This is a genomic window from Paenibacillus tianjinensis, from assembly GCF_017086365.1.
In the GTDB taxonomy this organism is placed as follows: Bacteria; Bacillota; Bacilli; order Paenibacillales; family Paenibacillaceae; genus Paenibacillus_AQ; species Paenibacillus_AQ tianjinensis.
In genome coordinates this window covers 3,400,841-3,424,863 of record NZ_CP070969.1, presented here as the reverse complement: position 1 = coordinate 3,424,863, position 24,023 = coordinate 3,400,841, and the positions used below count along the sequence as shown (strand labels likewise).

Below are 24,023 nucleotides of genomic sequence, written 5' to 3'. Positions count from 1 at the left end.
AATAACAACTCCGAAACGAGGCATCCACGGATACCAAATTCGTTGGTTAGAAGGTAGTGGGGAAAAGTTTTCTCGTTGATTCCCATAAAGGTCGATTCCCTAAGTGGGACGGCGCTAAGAGCACGGTATACCATGCAAGGTGCAAATCCTTGCCCACCTTGAGAAATAAAAAAGCGCCCCGTTGCACCGGGACGCTCGCTCTTTGAAAACTAAATAGCAATAAATCTTAATCACTTGCCTTTATCTTACACGATGAAGGCCAAACCACACAAGAGGGAGGGAATGGAAATGTCAACAGCTTTTTCTGCTCACATCAGTGGGCAGCGCATCGAGGTTGAAATTGTGCCTCCAACGCATTACTCACCGTCGGTTCTTTCTATCCGGCAGCAGACCGGTACCTTTCAGCTGCATGCCGATCCGGACCAACTGGCTGAAGTTGAATATGCCATCCGCACTTACCTGGACGGCATCCGTTATCCCGAAACACCAGATCAGCAGTCGCTCCTGCATGATGAGTGCAGGGCGGCAATCGAGGGGGAGATCGCTTGAAGCGTATCGTTCTGGAGCGCCTGACGCTCCGTAATTTCAAAGGTGTTAAAGAACTTGTCCTCGCCGTCAACGGCGGGGACGCTGATGTCTTAGGTGACAATGCCACCGGCAAGACAACTGTGTTCGATGGATTTGTCTGGCTCCTGTTCGGTAAGGACAGCCAGAACAAGGCTGACTTCGAAATCAAAGGCTTGGACAGTACCGGTAAGGTGCTGCAGCACAAACTGGAGCATGAGGTCGAAGGAGTCTTCCTGATTGACGGCCGTCGCCGCTCCTTCCGCCGGGTCTATTCGGAGAAATGGACGAAGAAGCGCGGGTCCGCGACGGATGCATTCGAAGGTCATGAGACGACTTACTTCCTCGACGGTGTTCCCGTGAAAAAGGGAGAGTACACCGCTGAGGTGGATTCGGTCATTAAAGAGGAACTGTTCAAGCTCTTGACCAGCCCTTCTTACTTCAATGAAGTCCTTAAGAAAGAGGACCGCCGCAAGGTACTACTGGAAGTGTGCGGCGACCTGACGGACGCTGAGGTAATCCATGGCAATAAGGAGCTGGCTCCACTGCCGGGCATTCTCGGTGGGCGGGACCTTGACTCTCATAAAAAGGTCATAACCTCGCGTTGCACCGTGATTAACAAGGAGATCAAGGAGTTGCCGGTCCGGATCAGTGAGGTTCAGCGCCAGATGCCGGACATTGCCGAACTGGATGAAGAGCTGCTTAAGGAAGACATCGCCATCCTGCGCAACAGGGTAGAGGCAGGAGAAGCGGAGCTTACTCGTATCCTCTCCGGCGGTGAAGTGGCTGTGAAAGAGAAGCGGCTCCGCGAGATTGAAGGCGAGCTCATCTCCATAAAAGGCCAACTGCAATCAGATGTGCTGGACAAAGTCGCCCTTAAGCGGGATGCCGTCAACCAGATGCACATTGAAATTAACCGATACCGCCGGGATATCGAGGATAAGCAACAGCGCATCCAGCAGAATGAGCGGCAGGCGGCAGGGCGCCGGCAGGAAGCAGATCGGCTGCGGGCAGAGTTTGCTGAATTGAAGAGCTTAACTTTTGAGCCTGCAGGTGAGCATGATGCTCACTGCTCGGCCTGCGGGCAGTCTCTGCCAGAGGATCAGGTAAAGGCAGCTCATGATAAAGCGGAGGCTGACTTTAACCGCAGGCTGGCTGAGCAGAAGGAACGCATCAATGCTTCTGGAAAAGCTGCTGTGGCTGCTGCTCAGCAATATGAGCATGAGAATATTCGCTTCCACGAAGAAATTGAGAATTTGAAAAGCGCTCTGACACTACTTCAATCGGAGTTGACGGCTGCCGAGGATGAGCTGACCGACCTGCGAGCAGGCGTGAAAGATCCTGCTGCTGATCCGAATTACGCCAGTAAGCAAGCTGAAGCAGCGACAGTACAGCAGCAGATCAGAGTTCTCAAAGCCTCATCAGATGATTCGGCTGCAGCAGCTCGGGCAGACATTCGCCGGCTGCGTTCAGAGATCGAAGAGATGGAGCGGGATCTTGCTAAGTTTGAAGGTGTCCGTCGCGCGCAGCAGCGTGTGAAAGAGCTGGAGGATCAAGAGCGGGAGCTTGCTGCTGAATATGAGCGCCTGCAGCATGAGCTGTTCCTCTGCGAAGAGTTCACCAAAACCAAGGTCAGCATGCTGGACGCTAAGATCAACAGCAAATTCAAGCTTGCCCGGTTCCGGCTTTTCGAAGATCAGATTAACGGCGGAATCAAGGAGGTCTGCGACACGCTGTATAAGGGCGTTCCGTATGACGGTGGCCTGAACAACGCAGCCCGCATTAATGTTGGCCTGGACATTATCAATACTCTGGGCGAGCATTATGGATTCTCTGCTCCGATCTTCGTGGACAACGCAGAAGCCGTGACGAAGTTGATCGGAACGGATGCTCAGGTGATCCGGCTGGTTGTTAGTGAGAAAGACAAGAAGCTGCGGATTGAGACGGCAGCTATACAGGAGGCGATTTAAATGGGCGAACCGTTCCAAACAGGATTGGCGAAGATAACGAACACCTTTGCTCCTATGATTGAAAGCCAGCTCATGAATAATGGTGTCAACATGGATCAGTATTCGAAACAATGTGTGATCAATGCGATTTCCGCTATTAACACTGTGCTTGATGGCAAAGGGATAACCTGGAGTGACGAACAGCTTGATCGAAATAACATCACTGAAATTCTGCTGCGAGTAGCATCCTTAAAGCTGAATGCATCAGCCAGTCCCAAGGAAGTGTTCTTTCAACTCCGGAATGTCAAAATCAAGGTCGGAGATAAAGATATATGGAAAAAGCAAATCGAAATGGGTATTGAGGGTGATGGTAACGATGCTATCCTTGCCAACTTTGGGCGGAATGTATCGAAGGTTTACCCTTACTGGCTTGTCCGGGAACACGATCAGTTCGTTTATCCGAAATTCCGCGGTGTCGAATATGAGCCGCCAGAGTGGTCTCCTACAGGACAAGGTGAAGTTATCCGAATTGTATATCCAATCCTTCATACCGACAAGACTCTGCATTATTACATCTCCGAGCGTGCTGACGTTGTAAAAAACCTGATCGCTCATATGAACAACAATATGATGAATGAGACTTTCGGCGTATGTCAGGACCGTTTCAAAGCTACTACGGATCAGAAGAAACAGATCGCAGTGAAGAAATCTGAGGTACTTAAACGAGCCAAGGAGTTGGGGCTCGGTGCTTTAGATGAACCAGACCTGCAGCAATATATCAGCCCGGCATGGAGTGAGTACCAAAGCCGTGAATCCATGCTGATCCGTAAGATGCGGAATAACATCGTCAAGAAAATCCCTAAAGACTTCGGAAGTGCGTTTGTCGAGATGCTGCACGATGATGTCATTGATCCAGATTATGCAGAGGTTCGCCGGGAGATCAATGAGAACGCCAATACCGAGCTTATTGATATTCCTGATTCAACTGCAACTCAGCCATTAAAAGAGGAGACGTACACTAGTACATCAGAATCTAAGTCTCCACCGGGGGATGAAGATATTTCTGGTGATGACCCTCAGATTGAATCGAACGATGAAGTACTCTTTTAGCCCATGATCGACATCCAATGCCTCGGCTCCAGCAGCGCCGGTAATGCCTACCGAATATCGGACGGTCTCACCGCGCTCCTGCTGGAAGCCGGTTTTCCTTATAAGTCGATCCAGCGGGCACTTAACTTCGGGATGTCGGACATTGCCGGATGCCTCATCACACACGAGCATCTGGATCATAGCAAGGCTGCTCCTGACATTATGAGAGCAGGCATCAACATTTACACCAGTGCAGGGACTGCGGCTGCCAGAGGGCTGTCAGGCCATCGCTTGAAGGTGATCAAAGCGTTGGAGCAGTTCACGATTGGTACCTGGACGATTCTGCCCTTCGATATTCAGCACGATGTAGAGGAGCCGCTGGGCTTCCTGCTGGCGAATACAGCGGGAGATAAGCTGGTCTTTCTTACAGACACCTACTACTGCCGTCATCGCTTCAGCGGCCTGACTCACATCATGGTGGAGTGCAATTACTCCCGGGATATCGTTAATGAGCGTGTGGCTGCTGGCCACTTGCACCCAGCACAGAAGAAGCGGTTGATGCGCTCACACTTCTCTCTGGAGAACGTGAAGGAAATGTTGAAAGCCAATGATACCCGGAATGTCGAGGAGATCTGGCTGCTGCATTTATCTGACGGCAACAGCGACGCTGAGCGCTTTAAGCAGGAGATACAGGAGACCACCGGCGCCCTAGTGCGGGTAGCAGATCGATGAACGGGCCGCTGGGAGAGCGGATTTGGAAGAGCATGATTGCAGAGCATGTATGGCAATTGCGATCCTCCAATCCGGACGCTTTCAAGGAGGCAGTCAAAGCACACTTTGCTCGCGGTCACCCTGGCTTTACAGTGGTCCGGGCGAAGTACCCGCACATTTATATTCAGGACTATAGAGATAAAAACAGAAATGAAGATTCTTAGGGGATGATTTAATGCCCGAAGGCAGTTACCCTTTTCCAACATACTCAGGGCTTTTGGAGCCGCGACATTACAAACAAATAGGCACAGCGATATGGCTTTTCCTGTGGTGTATAAGCTCCACGACAGCGGAGAAGGAAAAAGACGGAACTGTCTGGGGCATCGTCCTTGGGAATAAGCCTATCCGAATCAATGAGCTTGAAGAGACCTTTGAAGTCAGTAATCGTACCATCCGCTCTTGGATAAAGACACTTGAAGATCATGGTTACATCCGAGTCACAAGAGCACCATATGGCCTTATTTTCAGTGTTAGAAACTCTAAAAAATATCAAAACAGATCGGCAGAAAACTTCCAATCACTTGAAGGAGATCGGCAGAATATTGCCACTCTGGATAGTAGTGATCGGCAGAATATTGCCGATCTCGCGGCAGAAAACTGCCGATCTAATAAAGATATTACAGAGATATATAATGCTTCTTCTTCTGCTTCTGACGAAGAACACATTTTGAACCAAGTCTCTCAAATCGAAAAACACTTCTGCCAGAGACGAGGTAAGGGGTTCAGTGTTTCCCCTTCAGACTTCAGTGAGATCAGGCAGATGGTTGTCGATGGCCTGCCGGTTGACCTTGTCAACCGAGTAGTAGACGAATCCTTTGATAGCTACAAGCCGAAGCATAAGCGTGATGAGATTCGGAGCATTACTTACTGCGTCCCTCGCTGCTATGACGAGTGGACGAAGTTGCAGCAGGAAGAGCCCATAACAGTTGCGGTGCCGCACGTACCTGTCGCCATTGGGAGTCCTAGCCCGCAGCGCATAACGAAGCAGCAGCAAGAGATTGATGATCTGGACCGCTGGATCAGAGAGGAGGAAGCCCGTGAACAAGCTGGAAGTCGCTAAGCTGTATAAGACAATCAAGAAGCGCTATAGCAACTTTGACGCCAGCCTGCAGGCGGTGGAGGAAGACCTGGATATGCTTAAGGACATTCCCTATGATGTCGCGGTGTCCAATATTCGCCAGCACATCATGACCAGTGACTTCCCGCCAAAGATATCGCAGATCCGGGGCCGATTGGGGGAGCAGTTGGAGCGCGAGCGAATGCGCCGGCAAACTGAAGATCTGGTGCACAAAATGGCAGATGCCCGATCAAAGGCAGTTCCGCCGCCTCCAGGTATGAAGGAGGCGCTTTATGCAAGGCTTAATATCCAGCATTAAAATGCCGCAGAACCCGGAAGCTGAAGCTGCTGTCCTGGGGGCGGTATTGATCGACAAGGAAGGCGATGCACTGGAGGCAATGCTGGAGCTGCCGGTTGATGCTTTTTATAACCCGGAGCATCGGTTCATCTTCGAAGCCATCGAGCAAATCACTGAGGAAGGCCAGCCGATCGACTTGGTTACCCTGACTTCCAGGATTCAGGATAATGGCCAGCTCGAGAATATCGGCGGTGTCAGCTACTTATCGAAGATCGCTCGCAGCGTTCCGACTGCGGCCAACGTGGCCTATTATATCGGGATTCTGAAGGAGAAACATCTGCTTCGAGAATTGATTCGAACGGGCCTTGAACAAGCGCAGATGGCTTCTGAGAGTGAGGATCCGGCTCAGGTTCTGGCATCCGCTCAGGTCAATGCCTCACGCTTATCCGACCAGGCTGCACCGAAGCAGGAGTTCAAACGGATCGGTGAAGTAGCTGTCCAGGTTTACGAGGATATGGAGCATCGAGCCGTAAACAAGGCTGAGAATGGTGTCAGCGGTATCCCTTCGGGATTCGTTGATCTTGATCTTTTGACCGCCGGGTTCCAGAGAAGTGACCTGATCATCGTGGCAGCTCGCCCTTCCGTTGGCAAAACAGCATTCGCCTTGAATGTCGCTCAAAATGTAGCGGTTCGGGCGAAGGAGACTGTAGCAATCTTCAGTCTTGAAATGTCAGCGCCGCAGCTTGTGCAACGGATGATATGTGCTGAAGCGAATCTGGACGCGAATCATATGCGGACAGCGGACTTTGCTGAAGAAGATTGGCGGAAAGGTGCTGATGCGATTGGTATTCTGGGGAACAGCAATATCTTTATCGACGACTCGCCGTCGCTGACGGTTCATGAGATCCGGAATAAATGCCGCAGGCTGAAAAAACAGCAGGGCCTTGGATTGATCCTGATTGATTACCTGCAGCTGATATCCGGAGCTGGCAAGCGCAATGAGAACAGGCAGCAGGAAGTATCCGAGATTTCACGGACCCTTAAGCAGATCGCCCGGGAGCTGGATGTCCCGGTGGTCGCACTCTCCCAGCTCAGCCGCGGTGTAGAGCAGCGGCAGGATAAACGGCCGATGCTTTCAGACCTGCGAGAATCCGGCTCTATCGAACAGGATGCTGACATCGTAGCCTTCCTGTACCGGGATGACTACTACGACCAGCAAACTGAGAAGAAAAACATCATCGAGATCATTATTGCGAAACAGCGGAATGGCCCACTGGGAACAGCTGAGCTTGTGTTCTTGAAGCAGTACAACAAATTCGTCAACTACGAGCGAGCACATAGTAGTGTTCCGGCTCCTCCGGACGATGTTGATAAACGAAAATGGGCTTAAGAAAGGGGAATTGCAATGAAGCAGGGGAAGCGGCCGACACGTCGGCAGAAGGAAGAAATTAAAGCAAATGGATTGATCATGGATAACTGGTTTGTTGAGCGAGATACTCGTGAGGAATTAGTACTGATAAACCGGTACTCCGGCAAGCCCCGGACGATCCGGAGAGCCGTATCATGAGCGCCTGGAATTACTGGCATGTGTACAATCACATGCGGAATGTGTACCTCAGCACCGGAGTAGCCCCGAGCAGGGACGACTTGTTGGATAAGTTCGCGGAACTGGACTCTCGTCAGATCGATGAAGGTATCGAGGAGTTTGATCTCGCAATCGGGAATCGGAAGCGAGGTGAAGCCGGATGAGAACCCGTAAGCTGGTTGATCCACTCTTTCAACAAACCAATTATTTCACCGTCTGGCATGACAACGGCAAGATCGCGGGGCTGGTGTTCGTACTGGATTCAGAGCTGAAACCGCCGCGGCAGCAGGGAGGGAAGGGTCATGAAGATCATGGGAATCGACCACGGCACGAATTACGCCGGATGGGCAACGATGAAAAACGGAAGGCCAATTGAGTTCGGACTGCGCGATTACAGCAACATCAAAATGCCGAATGTGCTTGATGCCATCTATCAGGACACCTTCCGGATGCTCGAGCAGGAGCGGCCGGAAATCATCATCCTGGAGCGGCCGGTGCATTTCAAGAATGCGAACAGCGTTCTGGCTCTGGTCGGGGCATTTTCTATGGTCACACTGGCTGCCTTGCATCTCGGTATCCGGATTGCTGAGATTCGCCCTTCTGAGCTGAAGATGCAGACCGGCAAAGGTAATGCAGACAAGGAAACCGTTGCTGTCGAAATGCAGATGTTGTTCGACCTGGATTATGACGATCTCGCCGTTCCCGTTCTCTACAAGACGAGCGATCCTAAAGGAAAGTACAAGAAGGGCGATGTGCAGCAGCGATTGTTTGACCCTTCTGATGCCTTGGCGCTCTGCTGGGCCTACCACCAAAAATATATCAAGGGAGTTGCTTAGACCATGAGTTACGCAAATTTCAACGCACTGCTGAAAAAGATCAATCTGAAGCCGAAGGGAGTCAAGGAGATCGTTCTTGAAATCTCTGACGGTGCTCTGGACGGAAAGATCGATCTGCTTTCCGAGATGATCGATACTAAAATCGAAGTGGCTGTTGACTCACAGATTGTCCGTTACAACGTCGACGTTAACGCCATGACCAACAAACCTATCAGAACCTTCCGTGTTGATGATAAGGGCGTGGTACAGGAAGTGAAGCCGGAAGGCGAGCAGCTTGCCATGGATCTGGGTCTCCCCGCAGAAAAGGTAGAGATCAAGCAGCAGCCGGCAGAAATTGATCTGTCCGTGATTGAGCAGTTCATCCAAAGCGGCCTGGCACCGACATTCGAGGATTTGAATTATGACTTCGTTTCCTTCTCCAAGCGGCTGGCCGGCGGTGAGACCTACATGAAGCTCGCTTCCGAGCTTGGGATCAGCAGCGGGAAGATCGTTGAAAAGATTGACGAATACCGCAAGCGTGTAGCCCCTTCTGCAGCAGCTTGGCATGAGTGGATGCAAAGACAGGGGGTAGCCCCTTCTGCAGCAGCAGAGCAGGCTACAGCATCTGAAGATGGAAGCGCCGGTGATGCAGGCGACACCGAAAGTCAACATGAAAGCGGCGAATCTGGACATAGCGACAACGCGGACGGGTTTACTCCGGATTGGGAAGCTGAGGGAAGCCAGCCTGCAGGAGATTCTGCGGGCGGCGATGGACAGAGAGAGGCTGATCCAGAAGCTGGAGAAGAAGACGTAGACAAGGAACAACTCGACGAATTCATCCTTACTGACCGCCCGATCTTTGCCGAAGTGGAGTTCGATGGCCAGCCCGTTCCGTTCCCGGACTTGCTGGAGAAGCGCTTGAGAGAAAATAAGACCTGGAGGGAAATCGCTATTGAGAACGGTATGAGAAGCGGGCAGCTCTCTTCACGGTATAACACTTATCGCAAGCTGGCAGCAAAGAAAATGAAGGGTGGAGGAGGAGCAGCGTAAGCTGCTTCTTCTTCTCTTACAAAGGAGGCTGGCATGCGAATCCTCTTACTATATGCACTGGCACTGGATAAGTACATCGAAGTGGTTTGGGAGGCTGCCGTCCTGAAATACCGGATTGAGCAGCTGCAGCAACTGATAGATCAGGCACTGGACAACTGGGATGCAGAAGCATTCTACCAATACTCGGCTGAGCTGGCCGGACTTAAGGCGGTGCAGGGACATGGGCAAGTCAAAGCAGGGGCGGGAACCTAAAGATGAATCCATCCGCAGACTGGCCGACCGGATCACCAGGGCGGTGAAAGCCCGGGGCATCACGGTACAGCGGTATGATGCTTACACTACGAACAGCGTTTATCTAAAATTTGATTACGGCGTGGCAAACAGCGTCCGGATTAGCGATCACAATGGCAAGAAGCACTTATCCTATCGATTCAATCTGCTGACGACGCTTGATGACAGCTTCGCGGAGCTGGAGGGTGAGCACCCGCGTTACTATTACTCTCCAGATGATTTCGACCGGTTGGTCAAGGCGATCATCGGGAACCGGGATGCTCAAATGGAAAAGTACGGGCCACGGCATTATGAGTTCCTCATGAACCGTAATAAAGCAACTAACACCGACACTAAGGGATTTTGGAGTAAAGCGAGGATTATATAAATGGGAGGGGCTTTTATGAAGGAAAAGATCAAGATGGCTCTGATCAAGCTGGAGCCAGAGCTGAAGCGGGTAGCGAAACTGATGGAGGATGCTGAGAACGAAGGCGTTTACGGTGACACTCCTCAAGAACATTATCTCCGGTCAATGAACAATAAGATCGGCAGCAAACTGGACGATGCCCGCCGGTTGCTCCGGCAAGTCAATGCTCCGGTGATTGAAGAAGGGACACTCCGGAAAAATGCTTCTGGCCGCTATGAACTGCCAAGCGGGGATTATTTCACATCAGGATCATCGATTGAATTCCTTCACTCTTACTCTGACGGCGATCAAATCTGGGTTTACTCCAGTGTCGAGCATAACGGTGAGGATTACTACATCACAAACATTCCTGATACTCCGATGTCCGGGCTGCGGGTACGAATCAAACAGTTGCCTCTTTGGGATTAACATGAACCGGATCGACACGCTGCACCAGATCAGTCGCATCTCAGAGGACAACTGCAAGGGCTGCATGCAGCGGGCTGAGATTATCCGGGAGCATGGCCACATTCACTTCTATGTGGATAGGCACTGCACGAAGGTTTGCCCGATCGGGGCGGAACTCAAACGGCTGGGCAGCCTGTTGGAAGGGAGGCGGAAGGGATGAACTGGCGCGCTGCGACTCCCCAGCAGTTAAGGATGATCGTGTGGGACACCGGCGCGCACCCGGTTCTGCGGCAGGAAGCTGCCGCTGAGCTATCCCGGCGCCGCCGGTCGATATACGGCAAGATCAATTACAAGGTGAGGAAGGTGTATCGAAGATGAGTTGGTATGATGAAGAATTTTACCGGGAACCGAGCGAATTCGAAGAACAGATTGATGCTCTGAAGGAATCCCTAATGAATGCCATTAAGGATGAACATAAAGCAGAGCTTGATAAGCTCCGGAAAGAAAACGCAGAGCTGGAGGTTATCAAACGTGACTTCGCACAGATCAAGGAGGATTATCGCGCGAAGGAGCGGGGTCTTGAATTAAAGATGAAAGAGGCTCAGACGGAAGCTCGGCGGACACGACTATCCGCACTTCTGGAATCGTTCGGCGTGACTCTGTTTCAAGCAAAACGCACATCAATACTCGGATCTAAATGTGATAAGTGCGATGATAACCGTCAAATTCACTATTCAACTCCTTCTGGTAAGCCCGCTCAAGAGTATTGTGAGTGCAGAGTTTATAGCATTCTTTATGTCCCTGAGGAGAGAATCTGCTGTGAATTCAAAATCGAGCGCGGTGGACAGAAAATGAAAGCTTGGTACGATGTGATGCCAAGTAAACACGATGATGAGGATTACGGCTCTTATAGAAGCAGTACGCATTTGGATGCTCTCTATGAAGATGGAATGTCATTTGAAAAATTGAAGCAGCATGGAACATTTTTTAAAGAAAAAGCGGACTGCCAACGTTACTGCGACTGGCTTAATGAGCAGGAAGCCAATAAGGCAAAGGAGGGCTGATCCCATGAAAACAGTCATTCGCTTCAGAGACGACAGTGGTCGGATCATGACAGCGCGGCAAGAGGAGCTGCCGAGCCCAACCCGGGTGCTTGCCCGGTTTAGCGTATCGATGTTTATACTATGGCTGCTGCTCAGCTGGCTTATATAGGAGGGGCTGAGATGATGACCAGACTGCAGGCAGTTCATGCGATAAACGATATCCTTCAGCACTGTGCGGACTGCCCGCAGCGGGAGGAGCTCAACCAGACTTAAGGTAATACCTATTCCAAGATAGACGGGTACTGCAACCGGGAATGCCCCGTGGGCGGACTGCTGCAGTTGCAGGGAAAAGAACTTGTACGTGATCGTACGTGATATAGGACGGGGAGGGAACAGACATGCAGCCCGAACAGCTTGAGCTCTTCGAGATCGCTCCCGACTACCGTGACCATAAGAAATACCGCGATGGGATATTCAGGACCAAAGCACAGCTCAAGGAGGAACTGCAGCAGCTAGGCCGGGATCGCATTTACCATGTCCTCTCCTTCGGCGGCGGCACGCAGTCAGCTCACTTGCTTGAGCAGCATCTGCAGGGCCTTATCCATTATGACTACATCATATTTTCAGATACCGGAGCGGAGCCGCAGTTCATCCATGAGCAGGTTGCCTGGTGGCAGCAGCGGCAGCGGGCCTGCGGGAACAGTACGCCGTTCCTGATCACCCATCACAGTAGCATGGAGCGCGGGCTTGAAGAGATGCTGATGCGCTACATCCATACGGAGTATCAGCGGTTTCAGATGCCGGTATACTGCAGCACGCTGGACCCAGCGACCGGAGAGATTAAGGCGGCAGGCATGATGCCCCGGCAGTGTACGGTGGACTTCAAGATCGTTCCCGTCAAGCAGGCAGCCCGCCGGGCGGTGATGGACCTCCACGGGTTGGGATACCGGCAGCAGATGCCGGACAACATCGGATTCATTATTGATATCGGTTTTAGTTATGACGAGATCCGCCGGATCAACACCAGCCAATCACCACAATTCAAGTACGTCCGGCTGGCTTACCCGCTGGTCGAGCAGAACGAGACCACGGCCAACAGCATCCGGTTTCTGGAGGACAACGGATTCCCGACACGGCGCTCCCGCTGTTACCTCTGCCCCTTCAATTGTGACGGAGTACGGGATATTGGGATGGACTGGGACGAGATCATTGAGAGCGAGCCCCTGTCCTTCCTGAAAGCCTGCTACTTTGACAGGGTGCTCCGGGAGGTGCAGCAGACTGGCAGCAAGATCATGCGGAGTATCCCTTATCTGCATTACAGCCGGCGGCCTCTGATTGAGGTTTACACAGCTGAGTATGAACGGATAAGCGCGGAATATGGGGCGGAGCTGGTTGAGTGGGTCAGCAGTTGGGAGGCGGCGATTCGTGAGAAATGGAATCCGGACGAGCAATTAATCAGGGCATAGCCCCTATAAGGAGAGATACGTGATGAATGAAAAGAGCAGCCGGGAGATCCTTCGTGATGATTATGGATATGAGGAGCATGTGCTTGCTGGAATGACTGACGAGGAGTGCACAGATCACCTGGAAGCAATCGAAATGTACCCAGAGGGCTAACCACCCTCTTCCCTTATAAAGGAGCTGATAAGCAATATGAGCAGAGAAATAAAGTTCCGGGCGTGGTTAAAAAACGAAAAGCGAATGCTTGATAAAGTTGCACTCACTTGGCCGGGGTCAGAAATGATCATTCAGTGGTACGACAGCCTGGAAGATTATTATGCTGGAGCATTATCTGATTGCAGTGAACGGGATGCAGAAGTCATGCAATACACAGGCCTGAATGATCGCAACGGCCAGGAAATATACGAAGGTGATATTGTAAAACACGCAGTAGGCTGGTTTGGTAAAGTGCAGTACTTTGAAGGCACATTCGAGATCGAGGCAAGGCATCAAAGCTGGCCCATTAATTGCACAAGATCCGGAAAAATCGAAGTTGTCGGCAACATCTGCGATAATCCAGAACTACTAGAGGTATAAGGGGGAGAAGAGGATATGAGCACTGATATTGTGTTTTTGAAGGAACTTCAGGCGGAATTAAATAGTCAGGACAATGATTCTCAGGCAGCTCCTAGGTTCTGGACAGTTGGAGATTACCGTTGGGTGGAGTGTAATGAGGGCAATGCAGAAAGATATTCAGTGTATCTTCCGAACGACGGCGAATCGTACGAGATCAATTATTTTCTGACTGATGTTCTGGACAAAGAGGAGCTTTCAGAAGAAGCCCTGGAAGAGTTTGGAGAGATCAGCTGCGAGGATAGTGCCTTCGAGTGGATTCAGGAGCATTATGATGATGGAGCAAGTCTCCACCCTGAGAAGAAGGAACATTTCATTCGAGAGAATACCATGTTCTTAACCAAAGCTGAGGCCAAGCAGCATATCAAGTCTAACCACTATCACTACACCGATGAAGCTCACACTTATGCGATGACAGCCTGGAGAGCGCCGAAGGTGGAAAGGCTCTTGAAGATCTTGAGCGAATTTGATTTTGATTCTTTGCGCGGCAGCGCCATCTTACCGACAGAATAATCCTAGCGGAGCGGTAGCCGAAGGAGGTTATTACTTTGAACTGGAGAACAGCAACCCACCAAGAACTATATACAGTCCTTCAAGATAAGTACGCCCGGCGCTGGGAGCGGGAAGCAGCTGAGACTGAGATTCTGAGACGCTGCAAGCCCAAATTTGGCAGGGTGCAATACAAAATCAAGGAGCGGGCTTAGGCCCATAAGGAGGATGACATGCCAAACGAACAAGGGAGATTCAACCGTCAAGAGGTGCTGGAAAGCGGGCTGCCGTATTTCATCCCGCGCACCGGCAGATGGAACGGAACCACTTATCCATTCGCGGTGCTGCTGAGCAAGACACGCTGCAAGGAATTGGGTGTTCCTATCCTCGCAGATAGACACGAGAAGCCATCAGCTTTCCTGTATTCTGCTAATGCCGGCGCGGGCACAAATGATACCAGTCACCGTTATCACGCCCTGTACGACCGGACAGATGCTTATGAGGAGATCAAGGACAGGCTGCATAAGCGCGAGATTATGGGTACGCCGCAGTAGACGCAAACTGCTCACAAGCATTTTCCATGAGAGTTCTCTTTTAGGATCCCGATATAAAAACCAACAGTTGTCTAGCTGAATTATACATGCTTAGACCACTGTTGGTTATTGAACTGACATTTCTCGTTATCGTTAGATTTATTAAACTATCGATTAGTTTCAGAAAACTGAATCGATTGAACTATTTCAGTTGACGGGTTAAATTGGATTGTTACAATAACCCCAAATTCGTTACCTGCTTTGTTCCTAATCCATAGTTTGAATTTCTCTTCAGACTTTTTTGGTGTTAGTTCAGTACGACCGATGTGCTTATAATCGATTATGGCTGCTTTATAATGTTTTTGGGTTTCCTCTACTGCAATTTTACCCCATTTTGCGTATTCAGGCATAGCCTCTATTGAAGCAGTGGGAAACATGAGCATAACTAAAATCAATATCACTAATTGTTTCATAATAACCGCCCATCTCAAGAAGTTTTCAATAATATCTCCTACTTGATCCATATGTATTCATAAATAAATATACCCGATAGCTGATGCACAGTACGAAGAAACAATGCACGAAAGGAGAATGTTTATGGTTTGGGAAGTTTCTGTAGAAAAATCAAGACATTCGGTGTTCGGATACTTAATTGAAGCCGACACGATTCAACAAGCGATACAAGAAGCAGAAGAGTTTGGAACTGTTATAGGCGCTAAAATCAGCGAAACAATGAACAATTAGTATTGCTGTCCGAAGATACCATCAAGGAGTTGAGACGATGAAAATTGATGTTTATGAAAATCATGAAGGTAGCAAGCTGGTTGCTATGTTGGTAGCGGATGATGGATCCGAAAGTGAACTGGTAAGATCGGAAGTAGGCAATGACGATCTGCTCAATAAGATCGATGCTATGAATTTATCTTATCTTACCGTTACATTTCATTGGGCATCTGCTAAGAAACAAGATTCCGAGCAGTAAACAAAGCAAAGACCCCCATATCCTTGGCCGGGGCGGGGGTCATAAACGGTTAAACATTCCTCTCGACATTATAACATGACAAAGGGGAATGAGGGGAATGGCGATGGTATACACACAGGATGAACTGTTTCCAACGGCAGATAAGAAGGAACTTAAGCGTACAAAATTCCTCCTCGGCAAATATAAAGTGATGACATTGCTGATTGCGGATTATGAAAGAAACACCAAGGACCTTCAGCAAGTGGGCATTGATGGGGAAGTAGCTCGCCGGATTGATCAGGACGAACTGCATGCGGACAAGACTGCCAATGCGGTCATTCTGATCGATAAGCAAAGATGGGTCTATGAACAGTACCGGCTGTACACAGACTCACTCCAACGGGCTCACTCTCTAATTCTCAGTGATGACATTAAGAAAGCGATTCGGTTCAGGTATCTGGAAGGTCACTCACTTAAGGAAACATGTTTATTCTTCGGTTATGACGAGAAAAGCAGCACTATTCGTGGCTGGATTGATACGGGCATTGCCACTATCGCAAATAACTTGAGGTTGCTTGGATTCTTCGAATTAGACAATGATCAGTTTTAGCATAAAATCGCACTTTTCAAGCGATTATTCAGCACAAGTCAGGCACCATACTAGCACTTCTCCATGGTATATTGATAACGTGGAAATCAGGCGAGAGTGACACGCACGGCTGCAGTAATGCAGCATTAACCGGGGCGTACCTCCTCTCGCTTTTCTATTTACTCCGTTCTTGTGGGTTTGTCATTTCCCTTGTTCCCCTAGAGCCGTGACCACATCGGTTAAAGTTCGGATCGTGGAGGTTTCCGGCCGCCTGAGTAAGTGCCGGATTATTATGCGGGGTGTCTGGACGCAACGCCAGCAAGAACCGGGCCGAAGCCGGGGTTCAAATCCCTGCCCCCGCTATTATCGAATAAGTGAGCATTGAAGAGAGAGAATAAGAATTTCTGGAGTGAATCGTCCGTGATCGTCTGCAGCTACTTTGACTCCGATTTCTCCAGCTCAGTAAAATGGTCTTGTTCTCCTCTGTAACTATGGAGATAAAGATTTAAGCAAAGAGCGCAGCGCATTTGCTGCGGATGCGGAGCGGACGCCGTCCTTTATGTTTGCAGGATTTTTATTCCTTCTGTCGAAATACAGAGGCAGGAGGTGTTTTATGCCAGATATTGGTGGTATGATGAGTGGCGCAATCTGGGCAGTGATTAAATCAATTGCTCTGTATATGGTCTTGCCGACGTTCGCTGTAGGTTTGATTCTTAAGTTATTCCGTGTTAATGGAGGAGCAGTGAAGTTCTTGATGGGCGCCGTTGCGCTTGTAGGACTCTACTTTTTATTTACTCACGGCTTCCCTGGTTTGTTGGATAGAATACAGGAGGGTATAGAACAAGGTAGTTCAAAATAATACATATTCCGAAGTCGCTCATTATTGGGCGGCTTTTTTATTATGCCGAAAGGGTGATCTCATTGGAGACAGCAGCAGAACTTCGTGATCTGGAAATGACATGTGAAGAGGTTGTGGCTGAAATTGCAGGACCCTATAGGCTCAATAAGAAAGAGCAGCGCCTGCTCGCGTATCTCCTGGATGAAAGCAAGAGTAAGAACATTGGCGATATCTGCAAAGCGCTTAAAACCACTCCTGTCACCTTATACACCAAGACGAAGCCTCAGCTGGAGCGGAAAATAGATGCCGTTGGTTCTGAAGCATGGAAACGAGATCTGGAAGCGGCACTGAAAAATAGCTCAGTATCCAAGCGCGAATTCAGCCAATGGGTATATCTATTCTCACGAAAGGAAGACGATCATGGCGAGAAAGAAGAATAGCATCCGGCCTCCATTGATAAAAGAGCATCCGAATCAGCCAGCGAAGTGTGCACGTTGTATATGGGGGCGTTGGGAAGGAACAAGGCAGTTTTGTGGCAGGCCAGTTTGTCAGAAGGGAAAATCTTCCTAGATGTCGAAATGTGATGTCGAAGGGAGGTGAAAGTATTGAGTGATTGGATAGACGAGATTAAAAGTCATGTAGAAACTTATGCAGGAGAAAAAACCAAGGTCACAACAGCATTAAACAGTGTACTTGGTGAGTTGAAATATTCTACACTGGGCTATGGTTACTCCGTCGAATTAACTAACTTAGCTCCTTTATTGTGGACAATCGCAATATCGATTACTAATGTAGGCAGAATTACATTTGAAATTGAATATGATGACATCCTTGCTGAAGGTGGCTCCCAAAACGTAATTGGAGATTTCATTCCTGGATTCCCTGAAGACTTGGAAGGAGCCTTACGCAACTTAATAACTAAAAAGGTTAAGAGCACATTAGTGTATAAAAGAGATTAGCACCTTCGGGTGCTTTTTTATGTCGATAAATGGCCTTCTGTGAGTCTATGTAAGGCGTTGGAATTTAGAGCGTCCGTTTGTGAGGACAGAGCTGGATAATGGCAGGGCGGAGCAAGCAATGCAGTGTGCTGGCGCATATGAGCCTGACCCTGCCGCAAAACCGACATAACATAAACAAGGGTGCTTACCCTTGACCATAGTCGTACCGTAACCGATAATATAAGAGAATGCATGTTCGGTATGGAGGGATGGAATAATGACATTTAAGGGAATCGGCATTTCAGAAGAATGGCAAAAAACGGCGATGGGTTTCTCCAATGCTTATACTCATATTAATAAAATTAATCAGTTGGCACTTTCTCCAGCATTTGAAATGGCCAGAAGACTTGGTGAAGTTGCCAGTTCTATTAAAATTCCTAATATAGAAATCCCAAAGTTTCAGTTTCCGAAGTTATTAGAAGTTGATTGGGAAGAGTTTTACGAAAATTTTTCTGAAGAGTGTAAAAGTAATGCTAAGTATGGTTGGTGTATTTCTTCTTGCATGCCATTCGCAGCTTACAGAAAAATTGGTCGTACGGAAGATAGGCAAGAAGTTCGAGATGACCTATTTACCAAAATGTTCGAGGAAAATAATCACAATTTGTATGAGGAAGAGAAGGATTATATTATAAACGAAAGCAGCGGTGCCTGGTCTGAGTTTTATAGACAATGTTTTGACTCAGTTGAAAACAATAATATTATGGTTGCGATTCCGTCTCTTGTGATGGCTGTTGAACATGAATTAACTAATGGCAATGATGCAGATATATCTGGAAAGCCGCTGGTCAGAAGTGTTCAGTCAACTTTGGTGAAAGAAAAAGAACAGGGCAAGCTAGCATCAATTATCGCAGCATCATTGTTCACTTTGTTGGAGAACGGAATCTTCGAAAGGGGTATTACTGGCCCCCGTGCTCAATTGATCAACCGCAATAGAATATTGCACGGCAGAGATGATCCTTCAAAATGGACAAAAATCGATGCGTATAGATTGATTTCAATTATTTCTACTTTGAAATTGCTCCAAAACTATGAATAAAGAAAACGGACGGATCCTTCGATCACGTCCGTTTTCTTTTGGGGGTGGTGAGATGTAAATGCCAAGAGAAAGAGACCCAAAAAGGGCAGAAGCTGAAAAGTTATGGTTGGACAGCGGCGGTCAGCTCGACCTTGTAGAAATTGCTGCTCAGCTAAATGTATCTGCGGGAACGGTCCGGGGATGGAAGAGTAAAGATAACTGGTCCGATCAATTAAACGGAACGCTCCAAACTGATGAAGGGAACGCTCCAAATAAACCGGAACGTTCTAAAAGAAAGAAAGGCGCGCCAAAGGGCAACAAAAACGCCGTCGGCAACCGTGGCGGCGCTCCTCCCGGCAGCAAGAATGCTCTGGGTAACAAGGGCGGCCATGGCGGCCCATATCGAAACGATAAGGCCGTCACTCATGGCTTCTTTCGTAAGTTCCTACCGGACGACACTGCCGAGATCATGGAGCAGCTTGAAACCCGTTCTCCCATTGATATGATGTGGGATCAGATCACGATTCAGTATGCTGCCATACTCAGGGCGCAGCAGATCATGCTGGTGAAGGACCGGGATGATCTTACAAAGGAATTGAAGAAATCCAAATTGGTCACTACGGAGAAATCTGATAATGAGGAAACCGAGTGGGAGATTCAGTTCGCCTGGGATAAGCAGGCTTCCTTCTTAACAGCGCAGAGCCGGGCCATGACCACGCTGCAGAACCTTATCCGTCAATATGACGAGATGTGCCGGCAGGGCAAAGCAGATACAGAGCAGGAGCTGCGTGTACAGAAGCTGAAGAAGGAGATCTCGCTGCTTGATCAGAAGGGCGCGAGCGACGGAAGCAAGCCGCCTCTTCACATCATCGTTGATTATGGGGATGATGCATCATGAGTGCCCCGGTAGTCGTGGCGTTCAATTCTCATTTCAAGATCATTAACTGTTCCAAGCATCGGTACCGGGTTATGCGTGGGAGCGCCGGATCTGGCAAATCCGTTAATATAGCGCAGGACTTCATATTGAAGCTTGGCGATCCAAAGTATGAGGGCGCTAACCTGCTGTGTGTTCGGAAAGTCAATGAGACCAACCGAAACAGCACCTATGCGGAGCTGGTCGGTGCGATCAACCGGATTTACGGTGATCGAGCTGATGAATATTGGGAAGTCCTTCGTTCGCCGCTGATGATCCGCAGCCGGGTAACCGGCAATGAAATCATATTCCGCGGTATGAATGATGTGCGGGACCGTGAAAAGGTCAAATCCATCACCTTCACGAAGGGAAAGCTGGTCTGGATCTGGGTGGAGGAAGCAACCGAGCTGCAGGAATCGGATGTTGATATCCTGGATGACCGGCTGCGCGGGGTTTTGCTGAATCCATATCTCTATTATCAGATCACCTTCAGTTTCAACCCTGTGTCGGCATCCCATTGGATTAAGAGGAAGTACTTCGATTACTCGAGCCCGGACATCCTCACGCACCATTCTACGTATCTACAGAACCGGTTCATTGATGAAGCCTACCATCGCCGTATGATGATGCGTAAGGAACAGGATCCGGAAGGATACGAGGTTTACGGCCTGGGAGAATGGGGTGAGCTTGGCGGCCTGATTTTCAAAAATTTCATAGTGCATGACTTTGATACTTCCTTCGGGATGTTCGACAGCATGCATCATGCGCAGGACTTTGGTTTCAACCATGCAAATGCCATTCTCACGGTCGGTGTCAAAGACGGTGAGTTTTTTGTGTGCAATGAGATATACGTCCATGAGATGGCGACAGACGGGATCATTGAGTTGGCTGATCGGCAGGGCCTCAGCAAGTATCTGGCGATGTACTGCGATTCTGCCGAGCCTGACCGCATTCAGATGTGGCAGAACGCTGGCTACAATGCTTCCGGTGTCATGAAGGAGCCCGGCAGCGTGCAGGCTCAGATTGATTACTTGAAGCAGCGGAAGATTCATATTCATCCCGATTGCGTCAATACCATCAAAGAGATACAGCAGTGGTCATGGCGGAAGGATAAGAAGACAGGGCTTTATCTTGATGAGCCAGTTAATGTGTTCGATGATGCGATGGCTGCACTTCGCTATTCGGCTGAGCCGCTGCGTCGTCCTGAGCTGATTTATACAAATCAACGGCCTTCAGGCTGGTAATAGGAAGGTGAGTGAATTGAAGAAGAAAGGCATTAAGGTAGGCTCTTTCAGTATTGACAACAAAGGTAATGTAAGAGCATATTCCTGTACGGTGACCGACAAATGATCGGTCTTTTTTATTGCCCAGAAAGGAGGACTGAACCGTGACCATCATCTACAGCAAGAAGCGTTTCCCACCGCCGCCCTACGACACCGAAGTCGAGGACATGAAATACTACCGTGACTTGTACAACGGCGATCATGACTTGATCTTCCCGCGGGCTCGCAGCATCCAGACTACAGAGCGGGTGATCCGGCGGTCACGGCCGGGGTTAATCCGCCGAGGCATGAGCGCAGACATCAAGATTACTTCTGAGCATCAGTATGTTGTTGTCAACTTCGCCAGCCTGGTTGCTGAGGTGCCAGCTGATCTAATTAACCGGGCGCTCGGGAACGTGTCTGCTGATGTGGAATCAGGTCCGGAGTTGGAGTTTGTTTCCTCCGTGGTCACAGCTTCGAAGCCGAATGACAAGATATGGGCCGCAGTCACGCAGCATCAAGTCGATGGCCTGATCGCTTACCGGATCCGGCGGAGTGTCAAGGGGAAGGTCTGGTTCGAGTGGATGCCAGCTGACCGATACTTCCCACACGAGGATGGAGGCGGCGCTGATCTCGCTTGGATCGAAGAGTGGGACAATGGCAATGGCGGCAAACTGAAGTTCCTTCGGGTGGAGCGGCAGGAGATGAGTGATGAGGGCCTTGTTATCCAGCAGATGGTATTCAAAATGGACGGCGAGACTGTAGGAGATGAGATCGATATCAACCAGTACGCTGCCGCTTATGAAATTGAGATTCCGGATAATGAGACACTGAAGGATGTCACTGAGCTGCTCTGTGGCTTTGTCATCAACGATGAAACCCTGCTGCATCCCCGGGGCCGTTCGGCTCTGCGGAACATTGACACTATCCAGGAGGAAATCAACTGGACAATCACCCGGGACAGCATTGTCTTTGACAAGCATGGGAAACCGAAGCTTGCGATCCCCCGTGCTCTTTGGGATACGGTCGCAAACCAGAACCAGCGGGATTATGGCGCTCGGTTTGTTCGCGGAGCTGATCTTGAAGTTGTTTCATTCGATGAGAGAACCGGAGCGGTTCCGCAGTACATCACCTGGGACGCGAAGACGGATCAGTCCTTCAAACATGTCGAACGCTTGATTCGGTATATGCTTGCTGTCTCAAAGACATCCATCCAAGCGGCCGGACTGGAGGATGCCAAAGGGGATACCGGAATTGCACTGCTGTACCTATGGATTCAGTCCGTTATTAAGGCTGAAGCAATTAAGGATAAGTTTGATGCTGCCATTAAGGATGCCATTCGGAAGTGCATGCTGCTGGAGAATGCGATCAGCGGGGCAGCACTTAAGCCAGTAAACCCAGTTATAGAGTGGGGCGACATGCTGCCGAAAGCTGAATCGGAGAAAGACGGGGAAGAAAGCAAGAAGTACGTCGATGGTGTGCAGTCGCTTGAGACAACCGTCCGCCGCCTGCATCCTGATTGGTCAGAGGAAGCAATTCAGGCTGAAATCCAGAAGATTCAGGATGAAAAAGCGGTCGATACCTTGAACCCGACATTCACCCAGCCACCCCGGGTAACGGTGTAGGATGGCTACGGCAGAAGAACTGATTGCTCTGTATGTCCAGACGGACCAGCGCCTGCGTGATCTGGTCCAAGCGCTGCAGGATGGGAACATCTCCAATCGTCGAAAACAGCAGCTACTGCAGCAGGTGGACATGATTATCGCCGAACTGATAAATGATGCTGGGCAAGGCCTTGCCGTTCTGATAGGCGAGGAGTACCGCAATGGAGCGACTACAGCTGTTGAGCAGCTTATTGCTGCTGGGATCGCGCGGGAAGCGCTGGATGTTACTGTGCAAGCAATTGTTCACCAGGGAGCGGCACAGGCGATCTCAGACGAGGGGTTTTACAGCATCCTTGAAGCTTCTGAACACATGAGCCGCGATTCAAAGCAGCGCATTGAAGATGCCGTCAGGATTGCGAATGAGCAGTCATTACTCGAGGGAGTCAGCCGCCGGCAGGCTACACAGAATGCTGTCGCTGCTGTTAATAAGCAGGGCATCACCGGCATGATCGCCAAGAATGGCTCCCGCATCCCTGCAGACAAGTACATGGCCGGGGTGGTTCAGTACCATCAACGGAAAGCTCACGTCACTGGTGTAGAAAACATGGCGGTGCAGAACAAGCAAGACTTGGTGTATATCAACTCCGTCGGCATCACCTGTCCGATATGCGCAGTCTATCAGGGGCGGGTTTACAGCATCAGTGGAAACGATTCGCGCTTCCCGAGGTTGGAGCGGCGTCCGCCGTATCATAGCCATTGTGTGCACTCCATGTCTGTATGGGTTGAGGAGTATACGCCGACAGCTGAAATCGAGCAAACTATCAAGGATTCCAACCGACCGTTTAAGGATAATCGCACCGAGGCCAACATGCGGCGCTATGATGAGTTGCAGCGGGAAAAGTCCCGGAAGAATGAGACCCGCAAACAGTGGATCCGGTACAAGGCTGTGCTGCCAAACGATACACCTGATCTGAAGCAGTTCGCTAGCAATAAGGTACGCGGGACTGCGAAGTACGGTGAGCTGCAGGAGCTTTACCGGAAGGTCAATATTGAGATCAAGAGAGCGGGTGAACCCAGTGGATGAATTTATGGATGACATGATCCATATGACGGAAGGCGAGAAGCTGCTGCATTACTGGCCGCTCTGGCTGGGAATCATCGTAGTGGTTGTGCTTGGCAGCATTCTTTCGAAACGGAAGGAGCGCTGATCCGTGGATGAGATTAAGGAACGGAGAGACCTTCGCGCAGGCAAGGTCACTCCGCTGGCATGCGCAGGTAGTCTGCAGCAGGCAGCAGAGCAAGGGCGCATTGAAGCATTTGTTGCCGTAGTAAAGCTGGCCGATGGAAGCATTCAGACAGTTTGGAGTCATATTCAGAACACTGAAGCGCTTGGCCTGTTGGAATGTGGAAAGGATGATGTAATGCAACAAATGAGGGAGTAGG

The 24,023-nt window shown here is 49.7% G+C and carries 37 protein-coding genes; 36 read left to right on the top strand and 1 reads right to left on the bottom strand.

Annotated features, from left to right (window positions below):
- The first annotated feature begins 288 nt into the window (after window positions 1-288).
- From JRJ22_RS15400 to JRJ22_RS15295, 23 genes are all read left to right on the top strand, one after another.
- Window positions 289-549, top strand: a complete 261-nt coding sequence (locus JRJ22_RS15400; RefSeq protein WP_206100389.1) for a hypothetical protein — start codon at window positions 289-291, stop codon at window positions 547-549.
- Window positions 546-2,534, top strand: a complete 1,989-nt coding sequence (locus JRJ22_RS15395; protein WP_206100388.1) for a hypothetical protein — start codon at window positions 546-548, stop codon at window positions 2,532-2,534. The genes JRJ22_RS15400 and JRJ22_RS15395 overlap by 4 nt, the downstream gene beginning before the upstream one ends.
- Window positions 2,535-3,623 (top strand): hypothetical protein, encoded by a 1,089-nt coding sequence (locus JRJ22_RS15390; RefSeq protein ID WP_206100387.1) that lies wholly within the window; start codon window positions 2,535-2,537, stop codon window positions 3,621-3,623.
- Window positions 3,624-3,626: 3 nt separating this feature from the next.
- Entirely contained in the window at window positions 3,627-4,334 is a 708-nt protein-coding gene (locus JRJ22_RS15385) for an MBL fold metallo-hydrolase (RefSeq protein WP_206100386.1), read from the top strand.
- Between the two features lie 214 nt (window positions 4,335-4,548).
- Window positions 4,549-5,433, top strand: a complete 885-nt coding sequence (locus tag JRJ22_RS15380; protein ID WP_206100385.1) for a DeoR/GlpR family DNA-binding transcription regulator — start codon at window positions 4,549-4,551, stop codon at window positions 5,431-5,433.
- On the top strand, window positions 5,411-5,749 hold the full coding sequence (locus JRJ22_RS15375; RefSeq protein ID WP_206100384.1) for a replicative helicase loader/inhibitor: 339 nt from the start codon (window positions 5,411-5,413) through the stop codon (window positions 5,747-5,749). The genes JRJ22_RS15380 and JRJ22_RS15375 overlap by 23 nt, the downstream gene beginning before the upstream one ends.
- On the top strand, window positions 5,724-7,118 hold the full coding sequence (gene dnaB, locus JRJ22_RS15370) for a replicative DNA helicase (protein WP_206100383.1): 1,395 nt from the start codon (window positions 5,724-5,726) through the stop codon (window positions 7,116-7,118). The genes JRJ22_RS15375 and dnaB overlap by 26 nt, the downstream gene beginning before the upstream one ends.
- 15 nt (window positions 7,119-7,133) lie before the next feature.
- The gene (locus JRJ22_RS15365) at window positions 7,134-7,295 is read left to right on the top strand and encodes a DUF6906 family protein (RefSeq protein ID WP_206100382.1); all 162 of its coding nucleotides are present in this window, start codon (window positions 7,134-7,136) and stop codon (window positions 7,293-7,295) included.
- The gene (locus tag JRJ22_RS15360; RefSeq protein ID WP_206100381.1) at window positions 7,292-7,477 is read left to right on the top strand and encodes a hypothetical protein; all 186 of its coding nucleotides are present in this window, start codon (window positions 7,292-7,294) and stop codon (window positions 7,475-7,477) included. The genes JRJ22_RS15365 and JRJ22_RS15360 overlap by 4 nt, the downstream gene beginning before the upstream one ends.
- A gap of 138 nt (window positions 7,478-7,615) precedes the next feature.
- Window positions 7,616-8,149 (top strand): crossover junction endodeoxyribonuclease RuvC, encoded by a 534-nt coding sequence (locus JRJ22_RS15355; protein ID WP_206100380.1) that lies wholly within the window; start codon window positions 7,616-7,618, stop codon window positions 8,147-8,149.
- Between the two features lie 3 nt (window positions 8,150-8,152).
- The gene (locus tag JRJ22_RS15350; protein ID WP_206100379.1) at window positions 8,153-9,178 is read left to right on the top strand and encodes a hypothetical protein; all 1,026 of its coding nucleotides are present in this window, start codon (window positions 8,153-8,155) and stop codon (window positions 9,176-9,178) included.
- 33 nt (window positions 9,179-9,211) lie between these two features.
- Window positions 9,212-9,430 (top strand): IDEAL domain-containing protein, encoded by a 219-nt coding sequence (locus JRJ22_RS15345; RefSeq protein ID WP_206100378.1) that lies wholly within the window; start codon window positions 9,212-9,214, stop codon window positions 9,428-9,430.
- A complete protein-coding gene (locus JRJ22_RS15340) occupies window positions 9,399-9,836 on the top strand; it encodes a hypothetical protein (protein ID WP_206100377.1) in 438 nt (145 codons plus the stop codon). The genes JRJ22_RS15345 and JRJ22_RS15340 overlap by 32 nt, the downstream gene beginning before the upstream one ends.
- 15 nt (window positions 9,837-9,851) lie before the next feature.
- Complete coding sequence (locus tag JRJ22_RS15335; RefSeq protein WP_206100376.1) at window positions 9,852-10,283, top strand: DUF5348 domain-containing protein; 432 nt, start codon at window positions 9,852-9,854, stop codon at window positions 10,281-10,283.
- A gap of 1 nt (window position 10,284) precedes the next feature.
- Window positions 10,285-10,482, top strand: a complete 198-nt coding sequence (locus JRJ22_RS15330; RefSeq protein WP_206100375.1) for a zinc-finger domain-containing protein — start codon at window positions 10,285-10,287, stop codon at window positions 10,480-10,482.
- Between the two features lie 154 nt (window positions 10,483-10,636).
- On the top strand, window positions 10,637-11,326 hold the full coding sequence (locus JRJ22_RS15325) for a hypothetical protein (RefSeq protein WP_206100374.1): 690 nt from the start codon (window positions 10,637-10,639) through the stop codon (window positions 11,324-11,326).
- A 4-nt stretch (window positions 11,327-11,330) separates the two neighbouring features.
- Window positions 11,331-11,474: a hypothetical protein gene (locus tag JRJ22_RS15320; RefSeq protein WP_206100373.1), complete on the top strand. Its 144-nt coding sequence runs from the start codon at window positions 11,331-11,333 to the stop codon at window positions 11,472-11,474.
- A 229-nt stretch (window positions 11,475-11,703) separates the two neighbouring features.
- The gene (locus JRJ22_RS15315) at window positions 11,704-12,771 is read left to right on the top strand and encodes a hypothetical protein (protein ID WP_206100372.1); all 1,068 of its coding nucleotides are present in this window, start codon (window positions 11,704-11,706) and stop codon (window positions 12,769-12,771) included.
- A 22-nt stretch (window positions 12,772-12,793) separates the two neighbouring features.
- Window positions 12,794-12,922 carry a hypothetical protein gene (locus JRJ22_RS29460; RefSeq protein WP_269751849.1) on the top strand — a complete coding sequence of 43 codons (129 nt, stop codon included), beginning with the start codon at window positions 12,794-12,796 and terminating at the stop codon, window positions 12,920-12,922.
- Window positions 12,923-12,958: 36 nt separating this feature from the next.
- Complete coding sequence (locus JRJ22_RS15310; RefSeq protein WP_206100371.1) at window positions 12,959-13,342, top strand: YopX family protein; 384 nt, start codon at window positions 12,959-12,961, stop codon at window positions 13,340-13,342.
- A 15-nt stretch (window positions 13,343-13,357) separates the two neighbouring features.
- Window positions 13,358-13,891: a hypothetical protein gene (locus tag JRJ22_RS15305; protein ID WP_206100370.1), complete on the top strand. Its 534-nt coding sequence runs from the start codon at window positions 13,358-13,360 to the stop codon at window positions 13,889-13,891.
- A 35-nt stretch (window positions 13,892-13,926) separates the two neighbouring features.
- Window positions 13,927-14,082 (top strand): hypothetical protein, encoded by a 156-nt coding sequence (locus JRJ22_RS15300; RefSeq protein ID WP_206100369.1) that lies wholly within the window; start codon window positions 13,927-13,929, stop codon window positions 14,080-14,082.
- 18 nt (window positions 14,083-14,100) lie between these two features.
- A complete protein-coding gene (locus JRJ22_RS15295; protein ID WP_206100368.1) occupies window positions 14,101-14,421 on the top strand; it encodes a hypothetical protein in 321 nt (106 codons plus the stop codon).
- Window positions 14,422-14,567: 146 nt separating this feature from the next.
- Here JRJ22_RS15295 and JRJ22_RS15290 read toward each other — a convergent pair whose 3' ends face one another.
- Window positions 14,568-14,924, bottom strand: coding sequence for a DUF3889 domain-containing protein (locus JRJ22_RS15290; protein ID WP_232380856.1), 357 nt, complete (start codon window positions 14,922-14,924; stop codon window positions 14,568-14,570).
- A 73-nt stretch (window positions 14,925-14,997) separates the two neighbouring features.
- Between JRJ22_RS15290 and JRJ22_RS15285 the strand changes: the two genes are divergently transcribed.
- The 13 genes from JRJ22_RS15285 to JRJ22_RS15225 all read left to right on the top strand — a co-directional run bounded on the left by JRJ22_RS15285 (window position 14,998) and on the right by JRJ22_RS15225 (window position 24,022).
- Complete coding sequence (locus JRJ22_RS15285; RefSeq protein ID WP_206100367.1) at window positions 14,998-15,144, top strand: hypothetical protein; 147 nt, start codon at window positions 14,998-15,000, stop codon at window positions 15,142-15,144.
- A 37-nt stretch (window positions 15,145-15,181) separates the two neighbouring features.
- Window positions 15,182-15,382: a hypothetical protein gene (locus JRJ22_RS15280; protein WP_206105358.1), complete on the top strand. Its 201-nt coding sequence runs from the start codon at window positions 15,182-15,184 to the stop codon at window positions 15,380-15,382.
- A 97-nt stretch (window positions 15,383-15,479) separates the two neighbouring features.
- Window positions 15,480-15,971 (top strand): hypothetical protein, encoded by a 492-nt coding sequence (locus JRJ22_RS15275; protein ID WP_206100366.1) that lies wholly within the window; start codon window positions 15,480-15,482, stop codon window positions 15,969-15,971.
- A 592-nt stretch (window positions 15,972-16,563) separates the two neighbouring features.
- The gene (locus JRJ22_RS15270; RefSeq protein WP_206100365.1) at window positions 16,564-16,809 is read left to right on the top strand and encodes a hypothetical protein; all 246 of its coding nucleotides are present in this window, start codon (window positions 16,564-16,566) and stop codon (window positions 16,807-16,809) included.
- Between the two features lie 62 nt (window positions 16,810-16,871).
- On the top strand, window positions 16,872-17,228 hold the full coding sequence (locus JRJ22_RS15265; RefSeq protein ID WP_206100364.1) for a hypothetical protein: 357 nt from the start codon (window positions 16,872-16,874) through the stop codon (window positions 17,226-17,228).
- 165 nt (window positions 17,229-17,393) lie between these two features.
- The gene (locus tag JRJ22_RS15260) at window positions 17,394-17,747 is read left to right on the top strand and encodes a hypothetical protein (RefSeq protein ID WP_206100363.1); all 354 of its coding nucleotides are present in this window, start codon (window positions 17,394-17,396) and stop codon (window positions 17,745-17,747) included.
- 256 nt (window positions 17,748-18,003) lie between these two features.
- Complete coding sequence (locus JRJ22_RS15255; protein ID WP_206100362.1) at window positions 18,004-18,822, top strand: hypothetical protein; 819 nt, start codon at window positions 18,004-18,006, stop codon at window positions 18,820-18,822.
- A gap of 58 nt (window positions 18,823-18,880) precedes the next feature.
- A complete protein-coding gene (gene terS, locus JRJ22_RS15250; protein WP_206100361.1) occupies window positions 18,881-19,699 on the top strand; it encodes a phage terminase small subunit in 819 nt (272 codons plus the stop codon).
- A complete protein-coding gene (locus JRJ22_RS15245) occupies window positions 19,696-20,958 on the top strand; it encodes a PBSX family phage terminase large subunit (RefSeq protein WP_206100360.1) in 1,263 nt (420 codons plus the stop codon). Before terS ends, JRJ22_RS15245 begins: the two co-directional genes overlap by 4 nt.
- Before the next feature lie 143 nt (window positions 20,959-21,101).
- Entirely contained in the window at window positions 21,102-22,601 is a 1,500-nt protein-coding gene (locus JRJ22_RS15240) for a hypothetical protein (protein ID WP_206100359.1), read from the top strand.
- A 1-nt stretch (window position 22,602) separates the two neighbouring features.
- Window positions 22,603-23,664 (top strand): phage minor capsid protein, encoded by a 1,062-nt coding sequence (locus JRJ22_RS15235; protein ID WP_206100358.1) that lies wholly within the window; start codon window positions 22,603-22,605, stop codon window positions 23,662-23,664.
- Window positions 23,665-23,668: 4 nt separating this feature from the next.
- Window positions 23,669-23,788, top strand: a complete 120-nt coding sequence (locus JRJ22_RS15230; protein WP_206100357.1) for an LPXTG cell wall anchor domain-containing protein — start codon at window positions 23,669-23,671, stop codon at window positions 23,786-23,788.
- Between the two features lie 3 nt (window positions 23,789-23,791).
- Window positions 23,792-24,022: a hypothetical protein gene (locus tag JRJ22_RS15225; protein ID WP_206100356.1), complete on the top strand. Its 231-nt coding sequence runs from the start codon at window positions 23,792-23,794 to the stop codon at window positions 24,020-24,022.
- Window position 24,023 lies beyond the last annotated feature (1 nt).

What these genes read in the sequence shown, in the direction of transcription:
- JRJ22_RS15400 (WP_206100389.1), top strand. Translation starts at nt 289, where the DNA reads ATGTCAACAGCTTTTTCTGCTCACATCAGTGGGCAGCGCATCGAGGTT.
- JRJ22_RS15390 (WP_206100387.1), top strand. Translation starts at nt 2,535, where the DNA reads ATGGGCGAACCGTTCCAAACAGGATTGGCGAAGATAACGAACACCTTT.
- JRJ22_RS15385 (WP_206100386.1), top strand. Translation starts at nt 3,627, where the DNA reads ATGATCGACATCCAATGCCTCGGCTCCAGCAGCGCCGGTAATGCCTAC.
- JRJ22_RS15380 (WP_206100385.1), top strand. Translation starts at nt 4,549, where the DNA reads ATGCCCGAAGGCAGTTACCCTTTTCCAACATACTCAGGGCTTTTGGAG.
- dnaB (WP_206100383.1), top strand. Translation starts at nt 5,724, where the DNA reads ATGCAAGGCTTAATATCCAGCATTAAAATGCCGCAGAACCCGGAAGCT.
- JRJ22_RS15365 (WP_206100382.1), top strand. Translation starts at nt 7,134, where the DNA reads ATGAAGCAGGGGAAGCGGCCGACACGTCGGCAGAAGGAAGAAATTAAA.
- JRJ22_RS15360 (WP_206100381.1), top strand. Translation starts at nt 7,292, where the DNA reads ATGAGCGCCTGGAATTACTGGCATGTGTACAATCACATGCGGAATGTG.
- JRJ22_RS15355 (WP_206100380.1), top strand. Translation starts at nt 7,616, where the DNA reads ATGAAGATCATGGGAATCGACCACGGCACGAATTACGCCGGATGGGCA.
- JRJ22_RS15350 (WP_206100379.1), top strand. Translation starts at nt 8,153, where the DNA reads ATGAGTTACGCAAATTTCAACGCACTGCTGAAAAAGATCAATCTGAAG.
- JRJ22_RS15345 (WP_206100378.1), top strand. Translation starts at nt 9,212, where the DNA reads ATGCGAATCCTCTTACTATATGCACTGGCACTGGATAAGTACATCGAA.
- JRJ22_RS15340 (WP_206100377.1), top strand. Translation starts at nt 9,399, where the DNA reads ATGGGCAAGTCAAAGCAGGGGCGGGAACCTAAAGATGAATCCATCCGC.
- JRJ22_RS15335 (WP_206100376.1), top strand. Translation starts at nt 9,852, where the DNA reads ATGAAGGAAAAGATCAAGATGGCTCTGATCAAGCTGGAGCCAGAGCTG.
- JRJ22_RS15330 (WP_206100375.1), top strand. Translation starts at nt 10,285, where the DNA reads ATGAACCGGATCGACACGCTGCACCAGATCAGTCGCATCTCAGAGGAC.
- JRJ22_RS15325 (WP_206100374.1), top strand. Translation starts at nt 10,637, where the DNA reads ATGAGTTGGTATGATGAAGAATTTTACCGGGAACCGAGCGAATTCGAA.
- JRJ22_RS15320 (WP_206100373.1), top strand. Translation starts at nt 11,331, where the DNA reads ATGAAAACAGTCATTCGCTTCAGAGACGACAGTGGTCGGATCATGACA.
- JRJ22_RS15315 (WP_206100372.1), top strand. Translation starts at nt 11,704, where the DNA reads ATGCAGCCCGAACAGCTTGAGCTCTTCGAGATCGCTCCCGACTACCGT.
- JRJ22_RS29460 (WP_269751849.1), top strand. Translation starts at nt 12,794, where the DNA reads ATGAATGAAAAGAGCAGCCGGGAGATCCTTCGTGATGATTATGGATAT.
- JRJ22_RS15310 (WP_206100371.1), top strand. Translation starts at nt 12,959, where the DNA reads ATGAGCAGAGAAATAAAGTTCCGGGCGTGGTTAAAAAACGAAAAGCGA.
- JRJ22_RS15305 (WP_206100370.1), top strand. Translation starts at nt 13,358, where the DNA reads ATGAGCACTGATATTGTGTTTTTGAAGGAACTTCAGGCGGAATTAAAT.
- JRJ22_RS15295 (WP_206100368.1), top strand. Translation starts at nt 14,101, where the DNA reads ATGCCAAACGAACAAGGGAGATTCAACCGTCAAGAGGTGCTGGAAAGC.
- JRJ22_RS15290 (WP_232380856.1), bottom strand. Translation starts at nt 14,924, where the DNA reads ATGGATCAAGTAGGAGATATTATTGAAAACTTCTTGAGATGGGCGGTT.
- JRJ22_RS15285 (WP_206100367.1), top strand. Translation starts at nt 14,998, where the DNA reads ATGGTTTGGGAAGTTTCTGTAGAAAAATCAAGACATTCGGTGTTCGGA.
- JRJ22_RS15280 (WP_206105358.1), top strand. Translation starts at nt 15,182, where the DNA reads ATGAAAATTGATGTTTATGAAAATCATGAAGGTAGCAAGCTGGTTGCT.
- JRJ22_RS15275 (WP_206100366.1), top strand. Translation starts at nt 15,480, where the DNA reads ATGGCGATGGTATACACACAGGATGAACTGTTTCCAACGGCAGATAAG.
- JRJ22_RS15270 (WP_206100365.1), top strand. Translation starts at nt 16,564, where the DNA reads ATGCCAGATATTGGTGGTATGATGAGTGGCGCAATCTGGGCAGTGATT.
- JRJ22_RS15255 (WP_206100362.1), top strand. Translation starts at nt 18,004, where the DNA reads ATGACATTTAAGGGAATCGGCATTTCAGAAGAATGGCAAAAAACGGCG.
- terS (WP_206100361.1), top strand. Translation starts at nt 18,881, where the DNA reads ATGCCAAGAGAAAGAGACCCAAAAAGGGCAGAAGCTGAAAAGTTATGG.
- JRJ22_RS15245 (WP_206100360.1), top strand. Translation starts at nt 19,696, where the DNA reads ATGAGTGCCCCGGTAGTCGTGGCGTTCAATTCTCATTTCAAGATCATT.
- JRJ22_RS15235 (WP_206100358.1), top strand. Translation starts at nt 22,603, where the DNA reads ATGGCTACGGCAGAAGAACTGATTGCTCTGTATGTCCAGACGGACCAG.
- JRJ22_RS15230 (WP_206100357.1), top strand. Translation starts at nt 23,669, where the DNA reads ATGGATGACATGATCCATATGACGGAAGGCGAGAAGCTGCTGCATTAC.